The organism is Empedobacter sp. UBA7252 (assembly GCF_002472765.1).
Lineage (GTDB): Bacteria > Bacteroidota > Bacteroidia > Flavobacteriales > Weeksellaceae > Empedobacter > Empedobacter falsenii_B.
The window spans coordinates 35,277-59,737 of record NZ_DKSQ01000098.1 but is presented as its reverse complement, the minus strand read 5'-3'; the positions used below and the strand labels follow the sequence as shown (position 1 = coordinate 59,737).

Genomic DNA, 24,461 nt, shown 5'->3' with positions numbered 1-24,461 from the left:
TTATTTTTTAAAGGTTGAAATACTACTAAAAAATGAATAAAATAATCCACTAAAAACAATTCCATCAAATCGAATTAAAAAATCATCCGTTAAATTCGAAATAAAGAACAACGTTCCAAAACAAATAAATAGTGATTTGAAATCGAGTAAATCTAAGCTTTTATAAAACGGAAAAAATATATAAATACAACAAACTATGAAGCCTATAACACCAAATTTTATTGAGAAATCTAAGAATTGATTGTGAACTGGAAATTCGTATTTAGCTAAGAAATGTTGATTTGTCTTTTTATAATAATCAAAAAGTTCTTTTTTACCCATCTCAGCTCCTGTTCCAAAAGGTAAATTTTCTTTTGCGACTTCTACAGATGCTTTCCAAATAGAGACTCTTGTCACCAAAGCATTAAACACTACAATTTCTGGATTTTTAATTTCATCAAGCTTTCCAACTTTATCCATATGTATAAAAGTAACCGAGGAGTATTTCTCGTACATATAGGGATTAAGTTTAACAAAACCTCCTATTATTGCGGCTGTTATCATTAATCCTAAGAATAAACCAATCATTGTTTTCTTTAGTGAATACAAAGAAATAAGTTCTCTAATCAAAATAACAATTACACAAAGAATAACAGCTAATAACGTAATACGAGTATTTACAATTAGCACCAAAGAAAATGAAAGGAAAAATAGAATGATATTAAAAAATATTTTAGAAAATTGTTTATTTACAATTGATTGAATCAAAAAATAAAAATGAACTACACTCAAAAATCCAACCTGTAAATTAAGTAATGGTGCATGCGAGCCTAATGAAATTGCAAATTGATAACCAATTTCTATCAAATCAATTCCATTAATATATTTCGTTATTTTCTCAGGAAAAATTAAAACAAATCTTACTAAAAACCCTAATAAGATAACGAGAAACCAAATCCTATATTGATTTAAAATAAAATTGATATTTAAGTTTTTATTCGTTAATACAAAAAGTGGAAAAATAATTAATGTCAATAATTTTTCTACAGATTTGAATCCTCCTGAAATTGTATCATTATTAAAAAAAAACAATATACTAATTAATAACGGTGAGCTAATGATAAGAATATCTTTAAAGTGTTTTTTTTCAATGCTAACAAACTTGTAATGAAATAAATTAAACACTAAAAAAAATATAATAATAGGTGTACAAATACTCCTAAAAACGATTGTACATGCAATTAGTAGAATCAATAACTGATTAATTTGATTATACTTTTTTAGAGAAACTATCATAGTAGAAAACGTAATAAAACAATGGTAAAATTCCAATTTTGTGTCTAACTGCTGAACCTAAATCTGGCTCAAAAACACTTTGGATTGCTAGATAAGAAAACAGAAAATAAAATATCCATAATATTCTATTATTCTTTATCGGATCTTTTATGGCCCACGAAAAACGAACTATAAAAATTATTGTAAATAAAATCTGCCAAATAATAAATAGAAAAATTCGAGGTGATAATAAATGCTTATATTCTACAATTGGGAAATTAACTGATAAAAAACTATAAAAAGTATTCACTAACTCTGCTAATAATCCTGTAGGTTCTAATGGAGGAATTATCATAGAGTTTGCATCTTCAGAGCCTTGTCTAACTTCATTTACAGAATTTCTTGCTAAATCAGAAAAAAATTCTCCCTTTGCTAAATAATGTAACGCTGAAAATAGAATTATTACTAATACACTTATTATTATTATTCCGAATGTCCTGTTTGTATACTTTATTTTCGAAATAAAGTATAATAAAATAGATATAACAGGTATTAATGCAAAATAAGACCTGAAGAATATTCCAAATATTATTAATATTAAAAAAGAATATAAAAGTGATAAATCAAACCCTATTTTTTTAGATTGAAATAAGAAAACAATTTGTGAAATAAATAGAAATGTAATAAACTCTTTTGAAGGCATTGAGATAAAAATTCCTATCATCAAAAAAGCTAAGTAAACAATTATATTTTTTATAGTAAGGATATGAAAATCCTTTGGTACACCTATTTTGAATAAAATAATATAATAAAAAAACAACTGAAAAACACCTACTACATTAAAAGGTAATTTACCTAACTGAGTATATTTATAAAAAGACATTGTAAGCGGATAACTTCCTTTGAAACCTGCTTCATTATAATAATCAAAAACAATTGTATTAGCATCTATAAAGAACTTCTGTGGCAATACTTTCTCTCCTATCAATGCGATAAGAATTGACAATAAAAAAAGAAGTATAAATGTTAACTTATTTTTTTGTAGAGTAACTCTCATTTCAATTGATATAAATTTTTATTTTATCCTTTTGGTAAATATATATAACAGCACATAAGTTCCAAAAAAGAATTGTTAAAACATACGTTATAGACGCTCCTATTATTCCAAATTTAGGAATCAAAATTAAATTCAAGGAAAGATTAATTAGCAAAGCAATCAATAGAAAACTACGAAAAACTTTTGGTCTTCCTGTCATATTCAAGTAAGCAGCCGAACTTCCTAAACTTGAAATTAAAATTTGTCCAATAACAAGAATTAATAAAGCTGTTTTCGCTGCAATATATTCTGCTCCAAATATTGGTAAAATGTAATCAGAAAATAAAATAATTATTAAGCCTATTGTTACACTTAACAGAAAAATAAATCGACTCGAATGTCTTAAAACCTTCTTTAACTCGTCTAACTCATTCTTCAAATAAAGTTCAGCTATCTGTGGCGAAAGATTAACATTGATGCTTAAAATTACCATACTCAAAATTGCCATTATTTTTATTCCCAAAGCGTATAAAGCCACATCTGAACTCGAAAAATAGTTTCTCAAAATAATAATATCAATTGTAGAAAATAAATAAACTGCAAAGCTACTTATTCCCATTGGCAAAGAATAATCTATTATTTCGCGATAAGTTATTGATGAATAATTATGTTTTGATTTCGGAATTTTACTCAAAAGGACTAATACAAAAACTGAAGTAATAAGACCTAGAATTACAAAACCTAAAATATAATAAAAGACAATACTTTCCTCTTTTTCACTTCCATATAAAATGATTGCGCCAAAGATAACAGGAAAGAACTTGAATGTATTTCGAAATAATTCAGACCAAACAATTTGGTCAAGAGCTCTCAAAACCTCCGTATTAAAAAGAGTCCAAACATTAAAAAATAAAAACAATATACTATAAGATGTTATTTTATATGAGTTTTCCGAACCAAAAAAAGAATTAATAAAAGTTGAATCAAAAAAAATAAAAAAAATAAGTCCTATTATTAAACAAAAAAGAAAACTTAGAATTGATATTTTATAATACAATTTTTTTAGTTCATAAAATCTTTCTTCGCTTTTCAATCTTCCTGCGAAATATAAAATAGAGATATCTGTGCCGAACAAACAAATACTTCCTGATACGAGTAAAAACATACGAGTAAACTCGTAATCGCCCACCACAGAAGAATCAAAATTTCGATTAAAAAAAATAGTAAAACCAAATAACGTCAATACACCAATTCCTCTTAAAAAAAGTGTGATTAAACCTTGTTTAATTTCCTTGTTTTTGATAATATTTTTGCTCTTTTCAAGCATTTGTAATTTTTGTCTTTTGGTATAGATTATTGTACTTCGCATACAAATATTTGATATAAGACAAAAACAAGTAGAAACCAATCAAAAAAAGTGGTAAAATAACTACCATTTTTTCATATATCTTTTGGTGTATTTTATTGTTAAAAGATGTATTAACAGGATAAATAGTAGATTTATACTCAATTAACTTAGTATTAATATCAACTAATTTTTTCATATAATAATCTTTCATCTCAATTACATTAGATAATTGATCATAACTATTAATATTCAAATCTTTACCAACAACAGAAACACTTCCATTTCCTAAATTTTCTAGAATCTTATTAATTTGTTCAATACTCTTTTCTGCTTGTTGTTTAGCATTAGTTTGATTTTTAATTGCGAAAGCAGACCTTTGTTTATAATATGGTTTAGAATTAATAATATTTAATAAAAAATCAATGATTTTTTGAGAATTCACCGATGAATTTGTTTTCAACGTGATTAAATGATATTTATAATTCTTTTTAAACTCTTCATTTTTCAAAATTTTAGATAAATCTTGTCCATTTGATGTTAATACTTTAAAAATTTCCAAATTATCCTTATCTGTAAGAATACTATTTATATTTTCTATAGATTCTATTCTTAAATCTACAACATCATTCAAAAAGTCATATTTAGATTTGTTCGAATTTAAGTTCGATTTAAAATTTTCTACTTCTGAATAAAGTAAATCGACGCTATCAAAATTTGGAACAACAACAACTTCTGTTTTAAAATTATTTTTTGATTTTTTATCAAAATAAACCCCAAGAGATATACCTAAAATGAACAAGATAATTACTATTATTTTGTTTCGAATAATAAAGTTGATTAATCGTAGGATTAAAAAACCTATTGATAGAAAAAAACCTTTAATTTTCTTCGCTAAAAAAACCAAATCAATTTCTTGATTATTATTTTCTTGTTGAGTTTCCATAAAATAAATAAGTGTTGTTGTTATAACATTAAAGTTTAGAACGCATTTATTTAACTTTTCTTATATCTCTATCTTCATTTAATTTTTTACTTCATTCAACTAATTTATTCCGTAAATTTGTTCTCATATTTTAATCTAAATTATTTGAACTATGTTCCTCGAAAATACCTTTAATCATAACAAAAAAAGTGGATGGATAGAAGTCATCTGTGGCTCAATGTTTTCTGGTAAAACCGAAGAACTTATACGCCGTCTAAAACGTGCCGAATTTGCCAAACAACGTGTCGAAATCTTCAAACCTACGATAGATACGCGTTATGCGGACCGCGAAGTCGTTTCACACAATCAAAATTCTATTACATCAACGCCAGTTGAGTATTCTTCAGCAATTTTATTATTGGCTGATGATTGCGATGTGGTAGGGATTGATGAAGCACAATTTTTTGATGAAGGAATTGTAGACGTAGCCAATCAATTGGCAAACGAAGGCAAACGCGTTATTGTAGCTGGTTTGGACATGGATTTCAAAGGTCGTCCTTTTGGTCCAATGCCCAATTTAATGGCGACTGCCGAGTATGTAACAAAAGTGCATGCAATCTGCGTTCGTACAGGAAATTTAGCCAATTATTCGCACCGAAAAATTGACAGTGATCGTCTTGTAGAACTTGGCGAAGTACTAGAATATGAACCATTAAGCCGAGTTGCTTTCTGGGAAGAACATAACAAACATAAAGTTGAAAACTTATAATCTAAATCAAATTGCAAGTATCATCAACGGTACTTTGATTGGAAATGGAGACGAAATCATCAATCAAATTTTCTTTGATTCGCGCATGATTGTCAATCCAATTCACGGAATTTTCTTTGCTTTTCACGGAAACCAAAAAGACGGACATTTGTTTTTGCAAGATGCTTATCAAAGAGGAATTCGAAATTTTGTCGTAGAAAAAGCGTTGACAAATTTGCCTCATGCAAATTTTATCGAGGTTGAAAATCCGCTACTTGCTTTGCAAAATTGGGCAAAAATTCATCGCAAACAATTTCATTTTCCTGTGATCGGAATTACCGGTTCCAATGGAAAAACGATTGTCAAAGAGTGGTTGAATCAATTGTTATGGAAAAAATTCTCGATTGTTCGTAGTCCAAAAAGTTACAATTCTCAATTTGGAGCAGCACTTTCTGTTTTGCAAATGGAAGAGAAAAACGATTTGGGTATTTTCGAAGCTGGAATTTCGATGCCAAATGAAATGCAAAATCTCGAAGAAATTATTCAACCAACAATAGGTGTGTTGACAAAAATCGGAGAAGCGCATTTAGAGAATTTCAAAAATCAAGATGAATTGATTCAGGAAAAACTGAAACTATTTTCTCATGTTGATAAATTAGTTTTCAATATCGAAAACGAAAAAGTTCATCAAGCTATTCTTGAAAACGCTCATTTAGCAAAAACAGATAAATATACTTACGGTTACTCCAATTCTGCCACTGTACAGATCAAGCAAATACAAAGTAATCAGACTAATACGCAAATTTCTATTTTACATAATCAACAAGAATTCACCTATTCGATTCCTTTTATCGATGATGCTTCGATTAAAAATAGTTTAATTTGCTTAACGACTTTAATTAGTTTAAATATTGATTATAAACAACTTAAAAACGAATTTAGTCAACTTCTACCAATCGAAATGCGTTTGGAAATTAAAGAAGCGATTAATCATTCAATTTTAATTAATGATACATTCAATTCTGATCTAAATTCATTAAAAATTGGTCTAAATGTGTTAAATCAACAACCACGCGACAAAAAATCGTTGGTGTTGACGGATATTTTACAAAGTAACTTATCTGACCACGATTTATATCAACAAGCAGCCAATTTAGTCAACCCTTATCATTTTGATGAGATAGTTTTAATTGGAGAAAAAATTTCTCAGTTCAAACATTTATTTGAATCCTATGTTCGTTCATTCAATTCGACTGAAGAATTCTTAGAGCAGTTCCGTCATCAAAACGTCGACAACGAAGCTATTTTATTAAAAGGCGCTCGTCCGTTCAAATTAGAAAAAATTTCGAGTGAATTAGAAACACGTTCCAACGATTCTGTTCTTGAAATTAATTTGCAACACCTGATCGAAAATATAAATGTGTACCGCTCATTGCTAAAACCTACCACAAAATTGATGTGCATGGTAAAAGCGAATAGTTATGGAACAGGAAGTTTTGAGGTAGCAAATACCTTACAAAATAACGGTGTCGATTTCTTAGGCGTTGCGATTGCAGATGAAGGAAAAGAATTGCGCGAAGCTGGAATTACCATTCCAATTATCGTCATGAACCCGGAACAAAGTAGTTACTCTACTGTTATCGATTATCAATTGGAACCAGAGATCTATAGTTTACGTGTTTTGAAATTATTCATTCAGAAACTACAAGAAAAACAAATTTCTTCACCTTATCCAATTCACCTAAAAATGGAAACAGGTATGAATCGTCTTGGTTTTCACGAAGATGATTTCGAAGAATTAATTGCAATTCTAAAAGATAATTCACATGTTTATGTTCGCTCAATTTTCACGCATTTAGCAACTGCAGATATGCCAGAGGAAGAAGAATATGCGAAATATCAATTAGAACGTTTTGATAATAGTTATGCGGCAATTACAACTGCTTTAAACATAAAACCAATCAAACATGCGTTAAATTCTCCTGGAATTGTAGCGTATGGAGAACATCAATATGACATGGTTCGTTTAGGAATCGGAATGTATGGCTACTCTGAATATACCGATTTTATGGAGAAATATTTGAAACCTGTTGTGCGTTTCAAAACGGTAATTTCTCAGATTTCAGAGATTGAAAAAGGCGAAACTGTAAGCTATGGTCGTCGTTTTACAGCGGAGCGTCATACCAAAATTGCAACCTTGCCTGTTGGTTATGCAGACGGAATTCGTCGTTCACTTGGTTACGGAAAAGGAAAAGTAGGTATCAACGGGCATTTGGCTACAATTACCGGAACCATTTGTATGGATATGATGATGGTTGATGTTACCGATATTCCATGTAAAGAAGGTGACGAAGTGACTATTTTTGGAAACTCGCCAACTTTAGCTAACGTTACCGAATGGTTAGGAACAATTCCTTATGAAGTCTTAACTTCGGTTTCCCAACGTATAAAACGCGTTTATTACAAAGAATAATTTATTGAAAAGAGTTACTGAATAGTAGCTCTTTTTTTGTAATTTTAAAAAAAATAAATGGATAAAATAATTAGATTAATTGAAGAGTATAATAATTCTGACGATTCTCTTAACAATGAATTCGAATTAGAAATAACATCTGAACAGATTCTTTTTTATTTAAATGATTTTACCTTAAATAAGGATGATTATCCGACAGAAATTTATGATTCATATCCACTTTCTGTTTCACAAATAGAAAAACTAAAACCTTTTCTAAAAGTAAATAAAGCTTTTTCTTCCAACTTTTCGAAATTTTCATATTATTTAAGTTGTTATGAAAATAATGTAGAATAGTTAAACAATTCTACAACTTAGATTCAAAATTGCTATCTTTATTCTTCAATTTAGATCAATTTATGCGCAGTCTTTTTACTTTCATTTTCATTATTTCGACCATTTCTTTTGCACAAGAAGCGAAGAACGATTCAACGCGTCTAAAAGTGGGTGTTGTATTGAGTGGTGGTGGCGCAAAAGGCTATGCACATGTTGGCGCTTTGAAGAAGATTGAAGAAGCTGGAATCAAAATTGATTACATCGGAGGTACAAGTATGGGCGCGATTATCGGTGGATTATATGCAGCTGGATATACACCTGACGAACTCGAGAAAATCATGCATCAATTGGATATTTCTTCATTGATTACGCAAAATAAAGATCGTGCAGAGATTCCTTTTTTCGAGAAAGCATACAAAGAAAAATACATCTTAGAATTACCTTTTGATAAGTTCAAATTAACGATTCCAAATGCCATTTCAAAAGGTCAAGGTCCGCTTGATTTATTGACTTATTTATTGCGTCCAGTTCATGATATTGATGATTTCAATAAACTTCCAACGCCTTTTGTTTGTATTGGAACTGATCTCGAAACTGGAGAAGAAAAAGTCTTTCGTTCAGGATTTTTACCACGCGTTATTTTGGCTTCGGGCGCTTATCCAACCATGTTAGATCCTGTCACAATTGATGGTAAAATATATGTTGATGGTGGTGTTGTCAACAATTTCCCTGTGAAAGAAGTGAAAGATATGGGTGCTGATATTATTATCGGTGTAGAATTGGGTGATGGTTTACAAAAACGTGATGATCTAAATTCTGCTATTGATATTTTGAGTCAAATTATGACGATGAGTATCGTTAAAAAAACAGATGAACAGAAAAAATTAGTCGATTTATTGATTAAACCGGAGCTAAAAGAATATGCAGTTACAAGTTTTGATGAAGTAGATTCTATTTATAATCGCGGACTTATTGCTTCAGAAAAAGTGTATGATCAACTCAAAGAAATTGCAAAAAAACAGCATGCTTCGAACAGAACTCGAAACGAAATCAAACTTGATGATTATGTTTTGGTCAAAGAAATCGAGGTTGAAGGATTGAAAAATTTCAACACAAATTATATCGAAGGTAAGCTAAGAATTCGTACTCCTGAAATTATAAAATATGATGATTTAAAAGCTGGAATTTCGAAACTATATGCTTCTGGAAACTTCAATAATATCACGTATAAAATCTCAGAAATTAACGATGAAGAAAATTTATTAACGTTAAAAGTTCAAGAAAATAAGACCAAACAATCTATCCGATTTGGATTACATTACGATGATTTATTTAAAACAGGATTACTTTTAAACTTCACTTCAAAGAATTTATTTGTCAAAAACTCGGTGCTTTCTGCTGATGTTGTGGTTGGTGATTATGCGCGATATAACATCAATTTTTTCATTGATAATGGATATCTTCCAAGTATCGGCTTCAACTCTTTTTCACATTATTTTGATAAAGAAATTGATCTAAGAAACTTCTTTGGCCAGGATAATATCTACAAAAAAGTAAATTATAACTTTAGAGAATACATCAATCAAATCTACATTCAATCGACTATCAAAGAAAAATTTGCTATTGGCGTTGGATTAGAGCATCAATACACAAAAGTTTTCACAAATAATTTTATTGCTTCTAATGAGGAATTTCCAGCAAAATCCGAAGGTTATTATTGGAAAGCGTATGGATATATCAAAGCAGATAATCGAAATAATGCAAATTTTGCGCGTAGTGGTTTAAAATTTGATGGAAGTTTCAAGTATTTATTTGATTCTAATGTAACTGGGTTTGAAAATAACTATTTGTTAGAATCAAGTTTAGAGGCAAATTTTCCGTTAAATAATTTCCTAAGTTACAGATTTACTGCTAACTTTGGAACCTTTTTCAACGATAATGTAACAATGCCTCAGAAGTTTTATATCGGAGGTTATGTTGAACAAGATTTTTTCAATTACACTAAGTTTTATGGGCTTCCCTTTGGCTCTGCAATTGGCGACAATCAATTGCTTTTTGGCTCTCATATTCAAGCTCGAATTTTGAAAAATCATTACACAAGTCTATTTATGAATATAGCAAATATCACAGATAGATTTGAGCAATTGAGTTTAACAGATTACAAATATCTTGGGTACGGCATTACCTATGGCTACGATAGTCCATTAGGTCCTTTAAATTTTATTTGGAGTTATTCGCCTTACACAAAAAAAGGATTATTTAATTTAAGTTTAGGTTACTGGTTTTAGAACAATGATAGAATTATTTTACGAAACAGATTTTGAGCTAAAAGATGCTCAAACTTGGATAGATTGGATCGTAGAGAGTATGAAGAATGAAAGGAAAACAATAGAAGATTTAAACTATATTTTCTGTGATGATGAATACTTACTTCAAATTAATCGACAATATTTAGAACACGATTATTACACAGATGTTATTGGTTTCGATAATTCTATTGAAGATAAATTGATGGGTGATATTTTTATTAGCGTCGAACGAATCAAAGATAATGCTGAGCAAAATAATGTTTCTTTTGAAAACGAATTAGCTCGCGTTGTTATCCATGGGATATTACATTTTGCTGGTTATATGGACAAAGAACCAGATGACAAAGAATTAATGACTGCTAAAGAAAATCAATATTTAGAAACGTTTAGTAGCTATCTAAATCAATAATGTTCCACGTGGAACATTTATTATTTTAACAAGAAAAATAAGTTTACAAATCAAATGATATTTCAATCAGAATATGATGTAATTGTAGTTGGTGGTGGTCACGCAGGTGCAGAAGCAACAGCGGCAGCAGCCAATTTAGGAGCAAAAACGCTTCTTGTTACAATGAACTTACAAACAATCGGACAAATGTCTTGTAATCCTGCTATGGGTGGAATTGCGAAAGGGCAAATTGTTCGCGAGATTGACGCTTTAGGCGGATACTCAGGTATTATTACCGACAAAACTGCGATTCAATTCAAAATGTTGAATCAATCAAAAGGTCCAGCGATGTGGTCGCCACGTGCGCAATCAGACCGTATGCGTTTTGCAGAAGAATGGCGTTTATCTTTAGAGAGAACAGAGAATGTTGACTTCTTTCAAGATATGGTAAAAAATTTAATCATCGAAAATGGTAAAGTTTGCGGAGTAATTACAGCCATGGGAATGAAAATTCGTTCTAAGTCTGTTGTACTTACAAATGGTACTTTTTTGAATGGTTTAATTCATATTGGAGAAAAACAATTTGGAGGTGGACGCATGGGAGAATCTGCTGCTTTCGGAATTACGGAACAATTAGTTGATTTAGGTTTCGAAGCTGGACGAATGAAAACAGGAACTCCTCCACGTGTAGATGGTCGTTCTATCGATTATACGAAAATGGTTGAGCAACCAGGTGATGAAAATCCTTCAAAATTCTCATATACAAATACACAAAAATTAACGAAACAACGTTCTTGTTGGATTACTTATACCAATCAAGAAGTTCATGATTTATTGCGTGAAGGCTTTGATCGTTCTCCAATGTTTAACGGAACAATTAAATCGACAGGACCAAGATATTGTCCATCTATCGAAGATAAAATTAATCGTTTTGCAGACAAAGATCGTCATCAGATTTTTGCTGAACCGGAAGGTTGGCACACGATGGAATTCTACATAAATGGATTCTCAACATCTTTGCCAGATGATATTCAAGCAAGAGCTTTACGTTCTGTTCCTGGTTTTGAAAATGCAAAAATTTTACGTCCAGGTTACGCCATCGAATACGATTATTTTCCACCAACACAGTTAAAACATACGCTAGAAACTAAGTTAATTGATAACTTATATTGCGCTGGTCAAATTAACGGAACAACAGGTTATGAAGAAGCTGCTTCTCAAGGTTTGATGGCGGGTATAAATGCTGTGTTAAAAATTCAAGGAAAAGATCCATTTATCTTAAATCGTAACGAAGCTTATATAGGAGTTTTAATCGACGATTTGATTACAAAAGGTACAGAAGAACCTTATCGTATGTTTACGTCTCGTGCAGAATATCGTATCTTATTGAGACAAGATAATGCGGATGAACGTTTGACAAGAAAAAGTTTTGAACTTGGTTTAGCTTCAGAAGATCGTTTGAGAAGAATGGAAGAAAAATTTGACAAAGCTGAAAAACTTGTTAATTATTTCGAAGAAAATTCCATCAAGCCACAAGAAATAAATGATGTAATTGAAGAGCGCGAAGGAACACCTTTGAAACAACCAAACAAAATGATTTCGGTTATTTCTCGTCCTGAGTTAAAACTTTCTGATTTTACGAAATTAGATCGTGTAAAAGAATTTATTGAAACAAATGAATACGATCAAGAAGAATTAGAACAAACAGAAATTCAGATCAAATACAAAGGTTATATTAAGAAAGAACAACAGAATGCAGATAAATTGCATCGTTTGGAAAATCTAAAAATTCCGGCTGACATCGATTATCATGTCTTTGGTTCGATGTCGATAGAAGCTCGTCAAAAATTAACAAAAATAAAACCTGCAACGGTAGCACAAGCATCAAGAATTAGTGGTGTATCACCAGCAGATATTAGTGTATTATTAATTTACATGGGAAGATAATATGGAAAATGTTCCACGTGAAACATCTCAAGAAAATCCTTCAAAAGAAGGATTTTCTGGTATTAAGAAATTAGATTTAAAAGATTATTTTTTAACAAAAGAAAAGTTCGAAATTTACGAAGATTCAGAAACTGAAGTTTTGTATACTCTCCCCCAACCTATCGAAAATTTGGGAAAGTATTACGAAAGTAAAAATTACATTTCCCATACCGATGGAAAGAAATCTATTTTCGAACGTTTTTATCAAATGGCAAAATCAATCAATCTAAATAATAAATTAGAATTGATTAATAAAATTGGCAATGGTAAAAAGATTCTAGATTATGGTTGCGGCGTTGGAGATTTTTTAGAGCATCTACAAAAAAATGGTTACGATGTTTTGGGAATGGAGCCAAATGATTCGGCAAGACGAATTGCTCAATCAAAAGTAGGAATCGAAAAAGTTACTTCTACAGAATTAGAACAGAATACAGAAAAGTATGATGTGATTACCTTGTGGCATGTTTTAGAACACATTCCTAATCTTAAAGAAATAATTACAGAACTAAAGAAACATTTAACAAAAAGTGGTATCTTAGTAATAGCTGTTCCAAACCACCAATCGTATGATGCTAAATATTATGGTGAACATTGGGCAGCTTATGATGTACCTCGTCATTTATGGCATTTCACAGAAACCAGCATGCGAAAGTTATTTAGCAACTTTGGTATGAAAATTGAATCTATCCACCCGATGAAATTAGATTCATTTTATGTGAGTCTACTATCTGAAAAATATAAAGGTAATAAGTTAGGTTTTATCAATGCACTTAGAATTGGTTTGAAGTCTAATACTCAAGCTAAAAAAACAGGTCAATATTCTTCTTTAATCTATATTATTAAAGCTGAAAATTAAAATAAGCGTTTTTAAAGAATGATTATCTAATCAGATGTATTAGAAGTCGTTTTTTTTCTAAAACTTTATTAAATCTAATTTATAGAAGCCGTTTTTTAAGATTAATAATAGATAAAATAAATAGCTATGAAAAAAAGTATTTTATTATTTGGGATATGCGCTTCAGCATTTTTAACTTCTTGTGCATCTACAACCGTTGCAAAACAAGAAATACAAACAGGTAAAGAAGTGAGAGGTGCATGGACTTTGACAAATGTAGACTACCAAGGTTTAACAACAAACGAGGTACAAGGTAATGTAAAAGTTACTGATGCAGTTGCGAAAGTTTTTGACACAGCAAACCCAGAATGTTATGAAGGTTCTACATGGAACTTAGTTCAAAACAACAAAAAAGGAACATATACATTTAATAACGCTGGCGGAGATTGCCCTTCAGGAACAACAAATATTATTTGGGATTTACAACAAGATGGTTCTACAACTTACTTTATCTTCAAAGATGTTACAGGAATCAAAGCGAAACAAAATACAGCAGGATATAAAATGCGTGTAGATTATGTTGATGCAAATTCGATGAAATTGGTACAAGATATCAATGCAAATGGAAAAATTGCACAAGTGATTTATAACTTCGTACGTTAATCAACAATTTAAAAAACTTAGAAATTATGAAAAAAATAAATACTAAAATAGCTGCAATTGTATTAGGAGGATCATTTATTATGTCTTCTTGTACAGCTGTACAAAATGCAAACAATACACAAAAAGGTGCTGGTATTGGTGCTGTTGCTGGTGGTGTTATTGGAGGAATCTTAGGTAATAATATCGGTAAAGGTGGTAACACTGCTTTAGGTGCTGTAATTGGAGCTGCTGTAGGTGGAGCTGCTGGTGGTGTTATTGGTAACAATATGGATAAACAAGCGCAAAAAATTGAGCAAGTTTTACCAGGTGCAGAAGTCGTAAGAACTGAAGAAGGGATTAACTTAATTTTAGATGAAAACTCTAAAGTTACTTTTGATTATAACAAAGCTTCTTTAACTGCTGTTGCTAAATCTAACTTAGATAAATTAGTAGAAGTTTTCAACGAATATCCTGATACAGATTTATTAATTGTTGGCCATACTGATAACGTAGGTTCTCAAAATTATAACTTACCATTATCTCAAAAACGCGCACAGTCTGTAAAAGATTATTTAGTTTCTAAAGGTATTGCTTCTTCTCGTTTAACATCGAAAGGAAAAGGTTTAGAGGAACCAATTGCTGATAATACAACTGCAGAAGGACGTGCTCAAAACCGTCGTGTAGAGATTGCAATTACTGCAAACGCAAAAATGAAAGCGGACGCTGCTAAAGAAGCAAACGGACAATAATTCATTTCAATATAAAACAAGAAAAGCGTTCAGATTTTGAACGCTTTTTTTATGTTTAATACGTTTACGATTATTTAAAATTAACCACAAACCATTTATTATTAATCTTTTCTAAAGTCACTTGATATGTCTTAGAAGATTGGTCTTTTAAATTTGCATTCACTTCAACTAATGCAACTTTTTCGTCTGCATCTAACACTTTTGCATCATTAATTGTTGCTTGCTCTAAATTCTTAATTGATTCATCAGAAGAAAATTTTTGGAAAGTATTCCATTCACCACTTCTTGTCAACGCAAAAGCACCAGAATAATTTTTCTTTGATAAATTTGTCATAAAACGATTCGAAAGAGATTTTACCATTCCAGCTTCTTTACTTACATGTGCAGGCGTACTTTCAACCAAAAGAGAATCTACAACCTCAGCAGCACCAACTAAATTCAACGGAACTTTTACCGCTTTACGATTCGTTAAATATCGTTCAGAATTCGGAATTCGAACCAAAATATCTAATCGATCACTCTTAATTTTAGAAGCATCTAATGACGAATATTTAATATTAATTGTATTTTTTCTGTACAAATCATCCATAGAATTTGGATCAATTGTAGAACGAAATGTGTACACAATACTACCTGAATTAAACACTTCTATCGTTGCCGTTACAGCTTTATCCAACTGAATTTCCTCTCCTTGCGCATTGTAGAAAAAAGGAGAAATTGAGATTCCACTATCATCTTGTTTTAAACTAAAATCGAAACGTTGTACATTAGAAGTCGGTTCAGCAGGCGTTTCTACAGTTTCAATTGCACCTGATTTTGGAATTCCATTCACCAAAGGAACTTGATTTCTATTCCATGTAAATTTATTTTGTAACGCGACTTTTTCAGCAATATCAAAAACCTCATCTACTGTTTTTCCATCTAACAACGTACGCACAATTCCCCAACGCGATTCATTATCCATTGATTGACTTGTGTTATACTCGAAAATAATCTGTAAAGCTTCCTTAAATTTATCTTGTTGCATAACAGGCAAAGCCTTCGAAATTTTGTCTACCGTTTCACTAAAAGTTTGCGCAGATGTAGAATCAATTTCAATGTTATCATTTTTACAACTGATAATCATTAAAGCGAAAGAAGCAATGATGAATAAACGTTTCATATAGTATAGATTAATACGTTTTGAGTTAAAGTTTTATAAGCAGTAAATATACTAAATACTTGTGTTGATAATGGTATTTTTTTAACAAAAAAAAAGCAAATTCCATTTCTGAAATCTGCTCTATATATAAAACAACTAAAACTTGAAAAAAATTCTAAATATCCATAGGAACTTCGATTAACATCAAGCGAGAATCTTTTGCTACATTAAACGAAAACTCGTTTGTATCTTTAATCTCGATGACATCTCTTCGTCCTAATTTGTTTCCATCAAATTCAACTTCTCCTTCCACAACCATAAAGAAAACACCATTTCCTTCTTTTTGTACTTTGTATGTTTCTTGTTTATCTTCTGTATAATTTCCTAAAAAAATCCATGCATCTTGATGAATCCAAACTCCTTGATCATCTGCATTTGGAGAAAGAACTTGATATAATTCATTTTCTTTTGCTACTTCACGAACAGAAATTTGTTGATAACGAGGCTCAACATTCATTTTATTTGGAATAATCCAAATCTGAAAAAAATGTCCTTCTTGGTTTTCATAAGCATTCATTTCACTATGAAAAACTCCCGTACCAGCGCTCATTACTTGTACATCCCCAGACTCAATTACAGAACCAGTTCCCATTGAATCTTCGTGAGAAATTCCTCCTTTTGTAGGAATTGTAATAATCTCCATATTATCATGAGGATGTTTTCCAAATCCCATTCCTCCGGTAATTATATCATCATTTACGACACGCAAAGCTCCAAAATGAATACGAGCTGGATCGTAATAATTTGCAAAACTGTAAGAATGTTTAGAGTCTAACCACCCATGATTTCCTCCACCTCTTGATTCTGATTTAAATATTTGGTAATTCATAGTAATTTATTTTTATACAAATTTAGGGTGCAAAAAAAACTTATCTATTGACATGTGATAAGTTATCAATTAACACACCTAGAAGATGAATAAAACTTTTTTTAAATTATTAACAAAATGTTAAAAATAATTTATATTTTAGCATTCAGTTAACACATGAGACATATATATGCTATCAATTTCAGGCGAATCAACATTTAATGTTATACTTTGGATTCTACTCCAAATCGTTCTTGTTATTATAGTAGCAGTTATTTTGTATAAAGTTTACAAAAAACTTACAAAATGAAAAAAGGTTCCGAAGTTTCGGAACCTTTTTAGTTTATATCAATTAATCATTACTGATTATTCTTCCAATCAATTATTTTATCACGAATAAACTCTGCTAATTTCACTTTACTTTGATGCGTCCAACCTGCAATATGTGGCGCCAAAACAACATTATCCGCTTGGATTAAATACTGAAATTCTTCTGGTAAATCAAATGCAACTAATTTCTCAAAACTCGATTTTTCAAATTCTAAAACATCTAAAGCTACTCCTAAAATTTTTCCTGTTTTCATTGCTTCAACCAAATCTTTTGTCACAACAGATTTACCACGCGCTGTATTCACAAAATAAAATGTTTTTTTAAAGTTAGAAATAAATTCTGCATTAATCATTTGCATCGTTTCTGGTGTTTGCGGCGTATGTAAACTTACAACATCAGCTTGTTCAAAAATTTCTTCTAACGAAACTTGCTTCGCAAATTCATTTCCTTTATTTGGCAAAATATCATAACAAATCACATTAACTTCAAAACCCTGCAAACGTCTCGCAAAAGCATTTCCCATATTTCCATAACCAATAATTCCAACCGTTTTTCCCTTCAATTCATCACCACGATTTTCTTCACGTTTCCAAATTCCATTACGAACTTCGTTATCAGCTCTGCGCAAATGATGCATCAACATCAACAACATACCAATCGCATGTTCACCAACAGAATCTCGGTTTCCTTCGGGAGAATTGAATAAAACAATGTTATGATCAGCTGCAAACTCTTCGTCAATATTCTCCAAGCCTGCCCCTACTCTACCAATAAACTTTAAATTCGTTGCTTTTGCTAAAAAATCTTTATCAATTGGAAATCTACTCCTTACAATCATTCCATCATATTCATTGATCTTTTGTTCGATGATTTCTTTGGGTGAAGTGTAATCTTCATCAACAATAAACCCTGCTTCACGAAGTCCATTATTTAGACATTCGTGATTAGAATCAATTGCTAAAATTTTATAAGGCGTATTCATTGCAAAAATTTTAATCAAAGTTACAACGAATGCAAGTATTATTATAAAATTGAAGATAAAATTGGTTACAAACAAATCGTTTATAACTACGTTAATAATATTTTAATTTATTGAAAATGTATAATTTATATTGCTAATTAAATAATAATTGAAGTTTAAAAAATGATTTTTAAAGCATTTGGTATGACCTTAACTTTTACTTGAAGTGAATCGGTATTATGAATCTCTCCATCAAGCTGATACGTAATAGGATTGTTATCTAAACTTTCAATCTTGAACTTTTTCACTTTTCGATACTTTGCTTTGTCCAACAAATCAATCTTTTTGGCTAAAACCAGTACAGAAAAATAAAATTGCTCGAAAACATCCAAATCTTCTATCATCAATAAATCCAATTCACCATCAGACAAATCAGCTTTCGGTGTAAAAGAGATTCCATAACCAGCAATGTTAGAATTAGAGCAGAATAGATAATAAAAATTTTTCTCAATAATTACATCATCTATATAAAGACGAAACAATTTCGATTTATAATTCAACAACGTTTTCACAGATGCATCAAAATATCCAGTAATCGTACGCTTTTGATTTTCTTCATATGTTTTTATAACTTCTGCATCAATCCCAAAACCTAAATTGCTAAAAAAATACTTGTCCTCTACTCTGCCAACATCAATCGTATGAACTGCATTTGATTTGATAATTTCAATCGCTTTGTTAGCATCTTTCGGAATATTAAGATTTGTTGCCAAACCATTTCCAGATCCAGCAGAAATTATTCCTAACGGAATATTTTTTTTCACCAAAGCACTCGCCACTTCATTGATTGTCCCATCACCACCGCATGCAACAATAACATCCGAATTTTCTGCAATCGCCTCCTTCACCAATTCTTTTGCATGAAATTGATAAGCTGTTTCTTTCAAAACGATTTCGTCTGAAGAATCAAATTTTGATTGTAAAAAATCGAGCGAAATATCGTGTTTTGCGTTTCCTGAATTAGGATTAACAATGAAAGTGTACTTCATTTTTTGGGAATTGAAATTTATCAAAACACAAAAATAAGAAATCTAAAAGAATCAAGCTATTTAACGTCTTTTTTTGAGGAAAAACTATCAAAAACTTTCTAACTTTGTCATATGAAAATTAAAGAAATTCAAAACGAAATAGTAGACGAATTCTCATTTTTTGATGATTGGGAACAACGCTACGAATATTTGATCGAGTTAGGAAAAAGCTTAAATAATTTACCAGAAGAAGCAAAAACAGATGATAAAATCATAAAAGGTTGTCAATCTTCTGTTTGGTTAGATGCAGAATTGGATGGTAATACAATCGAATTTAAAGCTGATTCTAATGCTATTTTACCAAAAGGAATTGCCGCACTATTGGTGAGAATGTATAATCATCAAACGCCAAAAGATATTTTAGAATCGGATACAGATTTTATCAACGAAATTGGTTTATCAGAATTTTTATCACCAACTCGTGCAAATGGATTATTAGCGATGATAAAACAATTCAAATTTTATGCGATTGCATTTCAATCAAAACAAAATAATAGTTAGACACATCATCTAATCAACCTTATAAAATAATGAACGACTTTTTAGGCCAAGCATTTATTTTTCTATTTTCCGCTGTAATCTGCGTTCCTATTTCCAAAAAATTAGGAATGGGTTCGGTTTTGGGATATTTAATTGCCGGAGTTTTAATTGGACCTTATCTGCTGAAATTTGTTGGCAATGACGGTACAGACATTATGCACGCCACAGAATTTGGTGTAGTTATGATGCTTTTTTTGGTCGGATTAGAACTTGATCCAAAGGAATTCTGGAAGATGAAAAATAAAATCATCAACCTTGGTGGAATGCAAGTTTTGGGAACAATAATTATTGCAACTTTAGTCGGAATATTTGCCTTGAAAATGGATTTTTCTTTGGCTCTTTCTATAGCTTTTGCAATAACCATGTCTTCAACAGCCATTATTATGCAAACACTTAGCGAAAAAGGATTGACCAAAACAAACATAGGTAAATCAACTTTTTCAGTTTTGTTGTTTCAAGATATTATGGTAATTCCAATCTTAGCAATTATTCCACTTTTAGTTGGAGATTCCTTGATTCAGTCCATTGGAGATGATTCTAAAAGTTTGTTAGTTGGTGGACCAGCGTTCATGAAAACCTTGGTTATTCTTGGTGCAATTACATTTATTTATGTGATTGCAAAATACATTATTACACCTTATTTCAAGTATGTTGGACAATTACAAGTTCGAGAAATTTACACCGCTTCTGCCCTACTTTTAGTCATTGGAGTTTCAATTTTGATGCAAAAAGTTGGAATTTCTCCTGCCTTGGGAGCATTTATTGCTGGTGTTGTTTTGGCGAATAACGAATATAAACATCAATTAGAAAGTGACATTGAGCCATTCAAATCATTATTATTAGGAATCTTTTTTATTGCTGTTGGATCAACGATTAACTTCAAATTAATTGCAGATAAACCTTTTATGATTCTTGGATTAACATTTGGAATAATGTTAATAAAATCATTGGTTTTATGGTTTATTGGAATCAAACATAAATTTGATTTTGATCAAAAATGGTTGTTCATTTTGCTTTTATCACAAGTCGGAGAATTTGCTTTCGTTATCTTATCATTGACTCGAAATTTAGATATTCTAAATAAAGAATGGTACGATTTGATGTTAGCTACAACTGCGATAACAATGGTAATAACACCATTACTTTTAGTCTTAAATGAAAAATTAATTCTAAAATATTTTGGTGTAAAAACAAAAGTAAAAACAATCATTGAAAACGATAAAATAAATCCACATTCAGCAGAAGGTGAAATAATTATTGCTGGTTTTGGTGATTTTGGAAACACAATTAGTCGTGTCTTGAAAAGCACTGGAATAAAATCGATTGTTTTGGATAATGATAGTGAGCGTGTAGAGAAAATGCGCAAGCAGGGTTTTAATGTTTTTTATGGCGATGCAACAAATGTTAACTTACTAAAATCGGCTGGTGCTGAACATGCAAAATATTTTGTAGCTGCTTTGGATCCGCCAGAAATTAATCAAAAATTAGTTTATATTGTTCGTAAAAACTTTCCGAATTTAGAAATTATTGTTCGTGCAAAAAATCGTAGTTATGCGTATAATTATTTGAAAGATGGTATAGACGAAGTTTATCGAGAAAACTTTTTCTCATCTGTTTACGTTGGTAGACAAATCCTTATAAAATATGGTTTTTCACCTGAAGAAGCGTCTAAAATTGGAGAAATTTTCATAAAAAGTGACCGAAAATCGTTGCGTAAAATTGCAAAACATGCCGAAAATTCTGATCAATATTTTGAAGCATCTAAGCAAGAATTTGAAAAGCAAATGAAAATGGTTGCAAAAGAAATTAACAATAGGAATAATGGAGAAAACGAATCATAAAAAACTATTAGTTTTACGTTTTTCTGCTTTGGGGGATGTTACAATGATTGCTCCTGTTTTACAAGAGTTTATTGAACAAAATCCTAACATCGAAGTTTATGTTGCTTCGCGCCCTTTTATGGGAAATATTTTCAAGCAATTTCCTCAAATCAAATTTATTTCGGTTGATTTGAACAAAGACTACAAAAGCTTTTTTAGCTTGTTCAAATTATACAAAGAATTAAAACAATATAATTTTGATTATGTAGCTGATTTTCACAACGTAATCCGATCAAAAGTCATTACAACTCTATTCAAACTTAACGGAACAGAAACGGCTACTTTAGATAAAGGTCGTGAGGAGAAAAAAGCTTTAGTCAATCAAAAAAATCGCGTTTTTAAGCAATTAAAATTAACAACTGAGCGCTATGCTGATGTTTTGCGTCAATTTAGTTTTAACGTCAATTTAAAGCATAAAATCGAACCAAAATCGATTAAAGAATCTAAATCAATTGGAATTGCGCCTTTTGCAGCCTTTACAAGTAAAATGTATCCCATCGAAAAGATGAAAATCGTTGCGAAGAAATTAGCTGAAAATGGGTACAAAATTTATTTATTTGGCGGTGGAAAAATTGAAATTGATGAATTAAAAACGTGGGAAAGTTTTAATCCTAACATCAAATCTTTAGCTGGAACAATCTCTTTTGAAGAAGAATTACAAGCAATTGCTAAATTAGAAGTAATGATTTCTATGGATAGCGCAAACATGCATTTAGCTTCGTTGATGGGAACACGCACAATTTCTATTTGGGGTGGAACGCATCCATTTGCTGGATTTTTAGGTTATGGTCAATCTATGAATGATGTGATACAAGACGAAACGATGAAAATTCGTCCAACTTCTATCTTTGGAAAAGATCCAAAAAAGTTTCAAAATTATGATTATTTTCAAAATTTGAGTGCCGAAGATATTTATGAACAAATCGTCGATAAATTAGAAAAATAATACTTTTAAAAGCATCATATCGATGCTTTTCCTATTTTTATAAGAAATTATAATCACATGAAGTATACATTTCTTATTCTTGCCTTATTCTCAAATTTTTTATTTGCTCAAGAACCGAAAGTTATTTTGGTTACGCTGGATGGTGTTCGTTGGAAAGAAGTTTTCCGAGGAGTTGAAAAATCAATTTTAAATGATAAAAAATACAACTCACTTATTGTTCAAACTAATGAAAAATATTGGACAGAAGATTCTATAAAACGTCGCGAATTATTGATGCCATTTACGTGGAAAACGATTAAAGACAAAGGAGTTATTTTAGGAAATCGTGATGAACAAAACTTTGTTAATTTGACCAACAAAAGATTATGGTCTTATCCTGGATACAACGAAATTATTACAGGAAAAGCTGATGATGAGCGAATTAAAAATAACAAAGATATTCCGAATCCTAATGTTTCAGTTTTTGAAATTGCAAATCAACAAAAGAATTTAAACAATAAGGTAATGGCTTTTGGAAGCTGGAGAATGTATACAAATATTTTCAATCAAGAACGTTCTAAATTGTTTGTAAATGCTGGATATCAAGATAGTTTTAATCAAAACAAATCTGAACGAGAATTGCTTATCGAACGTTTTCAATTAGAAACACCAAAACAATGGTGGGCAACTAGATTTGATATTTTTACGCACGAATTTGCGTTAGAAGCGATGAAAAATCAAAAGCCAAAATTACTTTTTATTGGTTATGGAGAAGCTGATGATTACGGACATGATGAAGATTACGATCAATATATTACTTCAATAAATCGCAATGATAGAATGATTGAGGAATTATGGAATTATGTACAAAGCGATCCATTCTATAAAGATCAAACAACTATTATTGTAACAACTGATCACGGACGTGGAAATGGAAGACAATGGCCAGAACATTATGATGAAATTCCTGGATCAGACGAAGGTTTTATTTTGATGATTGGAAATGGGATTAATCCTAAAAAATTCAAACAGAAACAAACTTATCTCAATCAAATTGCCTCTACAATTGCTGATTTGATGAAAGTAAAAACATGGAATTATAAGGATTCTGGGAAGTCGTTATTGAAGTAAGATTTGTCTGCTTTGGATATGCAGTTTAAAACGATAAAATATGCCTTTCAGAGCATTCCTAACTGTAAAATTATTTATTCAAAACTTCACTCTCACAATATCAATAATTTAACCTAAAAAAATATGAACAATCTTTATACAAAATCGGGAGGTCTTATAATAGGCTCTATTAGAATGTCAAGTTTACTTGCTCAAATAAATATTTATGAAGATAAGTTAATAATAAATTATTTGTTTTTCTTTAAAATAATCCTTTTAAAAAAAGATATTATAGATATAATTCCATCTAACGATTTTTTTGAAAAAGGAATTAAAATTCTTCATAAAAATCCTAAATATGATTCAAAAATAATTTTCAGAGTTTCTAATCCTGATAAATTGATAGAAGAAATAAAAAAAACAGGTTTTATGAATTGTAATTAATGCTAAAATACATATTTTATTACATCATTATCAACCTTATTTTGTACTTAATTATTTATTTTATTTTTCATGATATCAATAATCAATTAGATTATTTTTATAAAGTAGAAATAAAAAAACTCCCATCAAAAAATTTGATGGGAGTTTATATTTCTAACTTGTTTGTTC

General features: G+C 30.4%; 22 protein-coding genes. 14 read left to right on the top strand and 8 right to left on the bottom strand.

Annotation, left to right across the window (positions count from 1 at the left end):
• From B2X73_RS14015 to B2X73_RS14000, 4 genes are all read right to left on the bottom strand, one after another.
• Positions 1-1,071, bottom strand: a complete 1,071-nt coding sequence (locus B2X73_RS14015) for an O-antigen ligase family protein (RefSeq protein WP_291071720.1) — start codon at positions 1,069-1,071, stop codon at positions 1-3.
• A 178-nt stretch (positions 1,072-1,249) separates the two neighbouring features.
• Positions 1,250-2,311 (bottom strand): hypothetical protein, encoded by a 1,062-nt coding sequence (locus tag B2X73_RS14010; protein ID WP_280035024.1) that lies wholly within the window; start codon positions 2,309-2,311, stop codon positions 1,250-1,252.
• 1 nt (position 2,312) lies between these two features.
• Positions 2,313-3,617, bottom strand: a complete 1,305-nt coding sequence (locus B2X73_RS14005; RefSeq protein ID WP_280035022.1) for an MATE family efflux transporter — start codon at positions 3,615-3,617, stop codon at positions 2,313-2,315.
• Positions 3,610-4,581, bottom strand: coding sequence for a hypothetical protein (locus B2X73_RS14000; protein WP_291076665.1), 972 nt, complete (start codon positions 4,579-4,581; stop codon positions 3,610-3,612). Before B2X73_RS14000 ends, B2X73_RS14005 begins: the two co-directional genes overlap by 8 nt.
• A gap of 151 nt (positions 4,582-4,732) precedes the next feature.
• Here B2X73_RS14000 and B2X73_RS13995 point away from each other — a divergent pair, with 151 nt between their 5' ends.
• The 9 genes from B2X73_RS13995 to B2X73_RS13955 all read left to right on the top strand — a co-directional run bounded on the left by B2X73_RS13995 (position 4,733) and on the right by B2X73_RS13955 (position 15,005).
• Positions 4,733-5,329, top strand: a complete 597-nt coding sequence (locus tag B2X73_RS13995; RefSeq protein WP_038336222.1) for a thymidine kinase — start codon at positions 4,733-4,735, stop codon at positions 5,327-5,329.
• Positions 5,316-7,781 carry a bifunctional UDP-N-acetylmuramoyl-tripeptide:D-alanyl-D-alanine ligase/alanine racemase gene (locus tag B2X73_RS13990; protein ID WP_291051321.1) on the top strand — a complete coding sequence of 822 codons (2,466 nt, stop codon included), beginning with the start codon at positions 5,316-5,318 and terminating at the stop codon, positions 7,779-7,781. Before B2X73_RS13995 ends, B2X73_RS13990 begins: the two co-directional genes overlap by 14 nt.
• A gap of 57 nt (positions 7,782-7,838) precedes the next feature.
• The gene (locus tag B2X73_RS13985; RefSeq protein WP_171622934.1) at positions 7,839-8,117 is read left to right on the top strand and encodes a DUF7683 domain-containing protein; all 279 of its coding nucleotides are present in this window, start codon (positions 7,839-7,841) and stop codon (positions 8,115-8,117) included.
• A gap of 62 nt (positions 8,118-8,179) precedes the next feature.
• Entirely contained in the window at positions 8,180-10,384 is a 2,205-nt protein-coding gene (locus B2X73_RS13980; protein WP_291096738.1) for a patatin-like phospholipase family protein, read from the top strand.
• Between the two features lie 4 nt (positions 10,385-10,388).
• Positions 10,389-10,814 carry an rRNA maturation RNase YbeY gene (ybeY, locus tag B2X73_RS13975; RefSeq protein WP_219034096.1) on the top strand — a complete coding sequence of 142 codons (426 nt, stop codon included), beginning with the start codon at positions 10,389-10,391 and terminating at the stop codon, positions 10,812-10,814.
• A gap of 54 nt (positions 10,815-10,868) precedes the next feature.
• Positions 10,869-12,740, top strand: a complete 1,872-nt coding sequence (mnmG, locus tag B2X73_RS13970) for a tRNA uridine-5-carboxymethylaminomethyl(34) synthesis enzyme MnmG (RefSeq protein ID WP_286495677.1) — start codon at positions 10,869-10,871, stop codon at positions 12,738-12,740.
• A 1-nt stretch (position 12,741) separates the two neighbouring features.
• Entirely contained in the window at positions 12,742-13,635 is an 894-nt protein-coding gene (locus tag B2X73_RS13965) for a class I SAM-dependent methyltransferase (protein WP_125349119.1), read from the top strand.
• Positions 13,636-13,761: 126 nt separating this feature from the next.
• Entirely contained in the window at positions 13,762-14,277 is a 516-nt protein-coding gene (locus tag B2X73_RS13960) for a lipocalin family protein (RefSeq protein WP_286495675.1), read from the top strand.
• Between the two features lie 26 nt (positions 14,278-14,303).
• A complete protein-coding gene (locus B2X73_RS13955; protein WP_221854015.1) occupies positions 14,304-15,005 on the top strand; it encodes an OmpA family protein in 702 nt (233 codons plus the stop codon).
• Positions 15,006-15,075: 70 nt separating this feature from the next.
• On the opposite strand, the gene B2X73_RS13950 is transcribed toward B2X73_RS13955, so the two are convergent.
• The 4 genes from B2X73_RS13950 to B2X73_RS13935 all read right to left on the bottom strand — a co-directional run bounded on the left by B2X73_RS13950 (position 15,076) and on the right by B2X73_RS13935 (position 19,355).
• On the bottom strand, positions 15,076-16,167 hold the full coding sequence (locus tag B2X73_RS13950) for a hypothetical protein (RefSeq protein WP_221854014.1): 1,092 nt from the start codon (positions 16,165-16,167) through the stop codon (positions 15,076-15,078).
• A gap of 154 nt (positions 16,168-16,321) precedes the next feature.
• Complete coding sequence (locus tag B2X73_RS13945; RefSeq protein WP_114998600.1) at positions 16,322-17,035, bottom strand: pirin family protein; 714 nt, start codon at positions 17,033-17,035, stop codon at positions 16,322-16,324.
• A 338-nt stretch (positions 17,036-17,373) separates the two neighbouring features.
• Positions 17,374-18,327, bottom strand: coding sequence for a 2-hydroxyacid dehydrogenase (locus B2X73_RS13940; RefSeq protein ID WP_291096736.1), 954 nt, complete (start codon positions 18,325-18,327; stop codon positions 17,374-17,376).
• Positions 18,328-18,482: 155 nt separating this feature from the next.
• The gene (locus tag B2X73_RS13935; protein WP_286495672.1) at positions 18,483-19,355 is read right to left on the bottom strand and encodes a diacylglycerol/lipid kinase family protein; all 873 of its coding nucleotides are present in this window, start codon (positions 19,353-19,355) and stop codon (positions 18,483-18,485) included.
• A 111-nt stretch (positions 19,356-19,466) separates the two neighbouring features.
• Between B2X73_RS13935 and B2X73_RS13930 the strand changes: the two genes are divergently transcribed.
• The 5 genes from B2X73_RS13930 (at position 19,467) to B2X73_RS13910 (ending at position 24,293) form a co-directional block, all read left to right on the top strand.
• The gene (locus B2X73_RS13930) at positions 19,467-19,895 is read left to right on the top strand and encodes a SufE family protein (protein ID WP_219034091.1); all 429 of its coding nucleotides are present in this window, start codon (positions 19,467-19,469) and stop codon (positions 19,893-19,895) included.
• A 29-nt stretch (positions 19,896-19,924) separates the two neighbouring features.
• Entirely contained in the window at positions 19,925-21,775 is a 1,851-nt protein-coding gene (locus tag B2X73_RS13925) for a monovalent cation:proton antiporter-2 (CPA2) family protein (RefSeq protein WP_219034090.1), read from the top strand.
• Positions 21,756-22,760, top strand: coding sequence for a glycosyltransferase family 9 protein (locus tag B2X73_RS13920; RefSeq protein WP_219034136.1), 1,005 nt, complete (start codon positions 21,756-21,758; stop codon positions 22,758-22,760). The genes B2X73_RS13925 and B2X73_RS13920 overlap by 20 nt, the downstream gene beginning before the upstream one ends.
• Positions 22,761-22,817: 57 nt before the next feature.
• Positions 22,818-23,870 carry an alkaline phosphatase family protein gene (locus B2X73_RS13915; RefSeq protein ID WP_219034089.1) on the top strand — a complete coding sequence of 351 codons (1,053 nt, stop codon included), beginning with the start codon at positions 22,818-22,820 and terminating at the stop codon, positions 23,868-23,870.
• 123 nt (positions 23,871-23,993) lie between these two features.
• Positions 23,994-24,293, top strand: a complete 300-nt coding sequence (locus B2X73_RS13910) for a hypothetical protein (protein ID WP_219034088.1) — start codon at positions 23,994-23,996, stop codon at positions 24,291-24,293.
• The last annotated feature ends 168 nt before the right edge of the window (positions 24,294-24,461 follow it).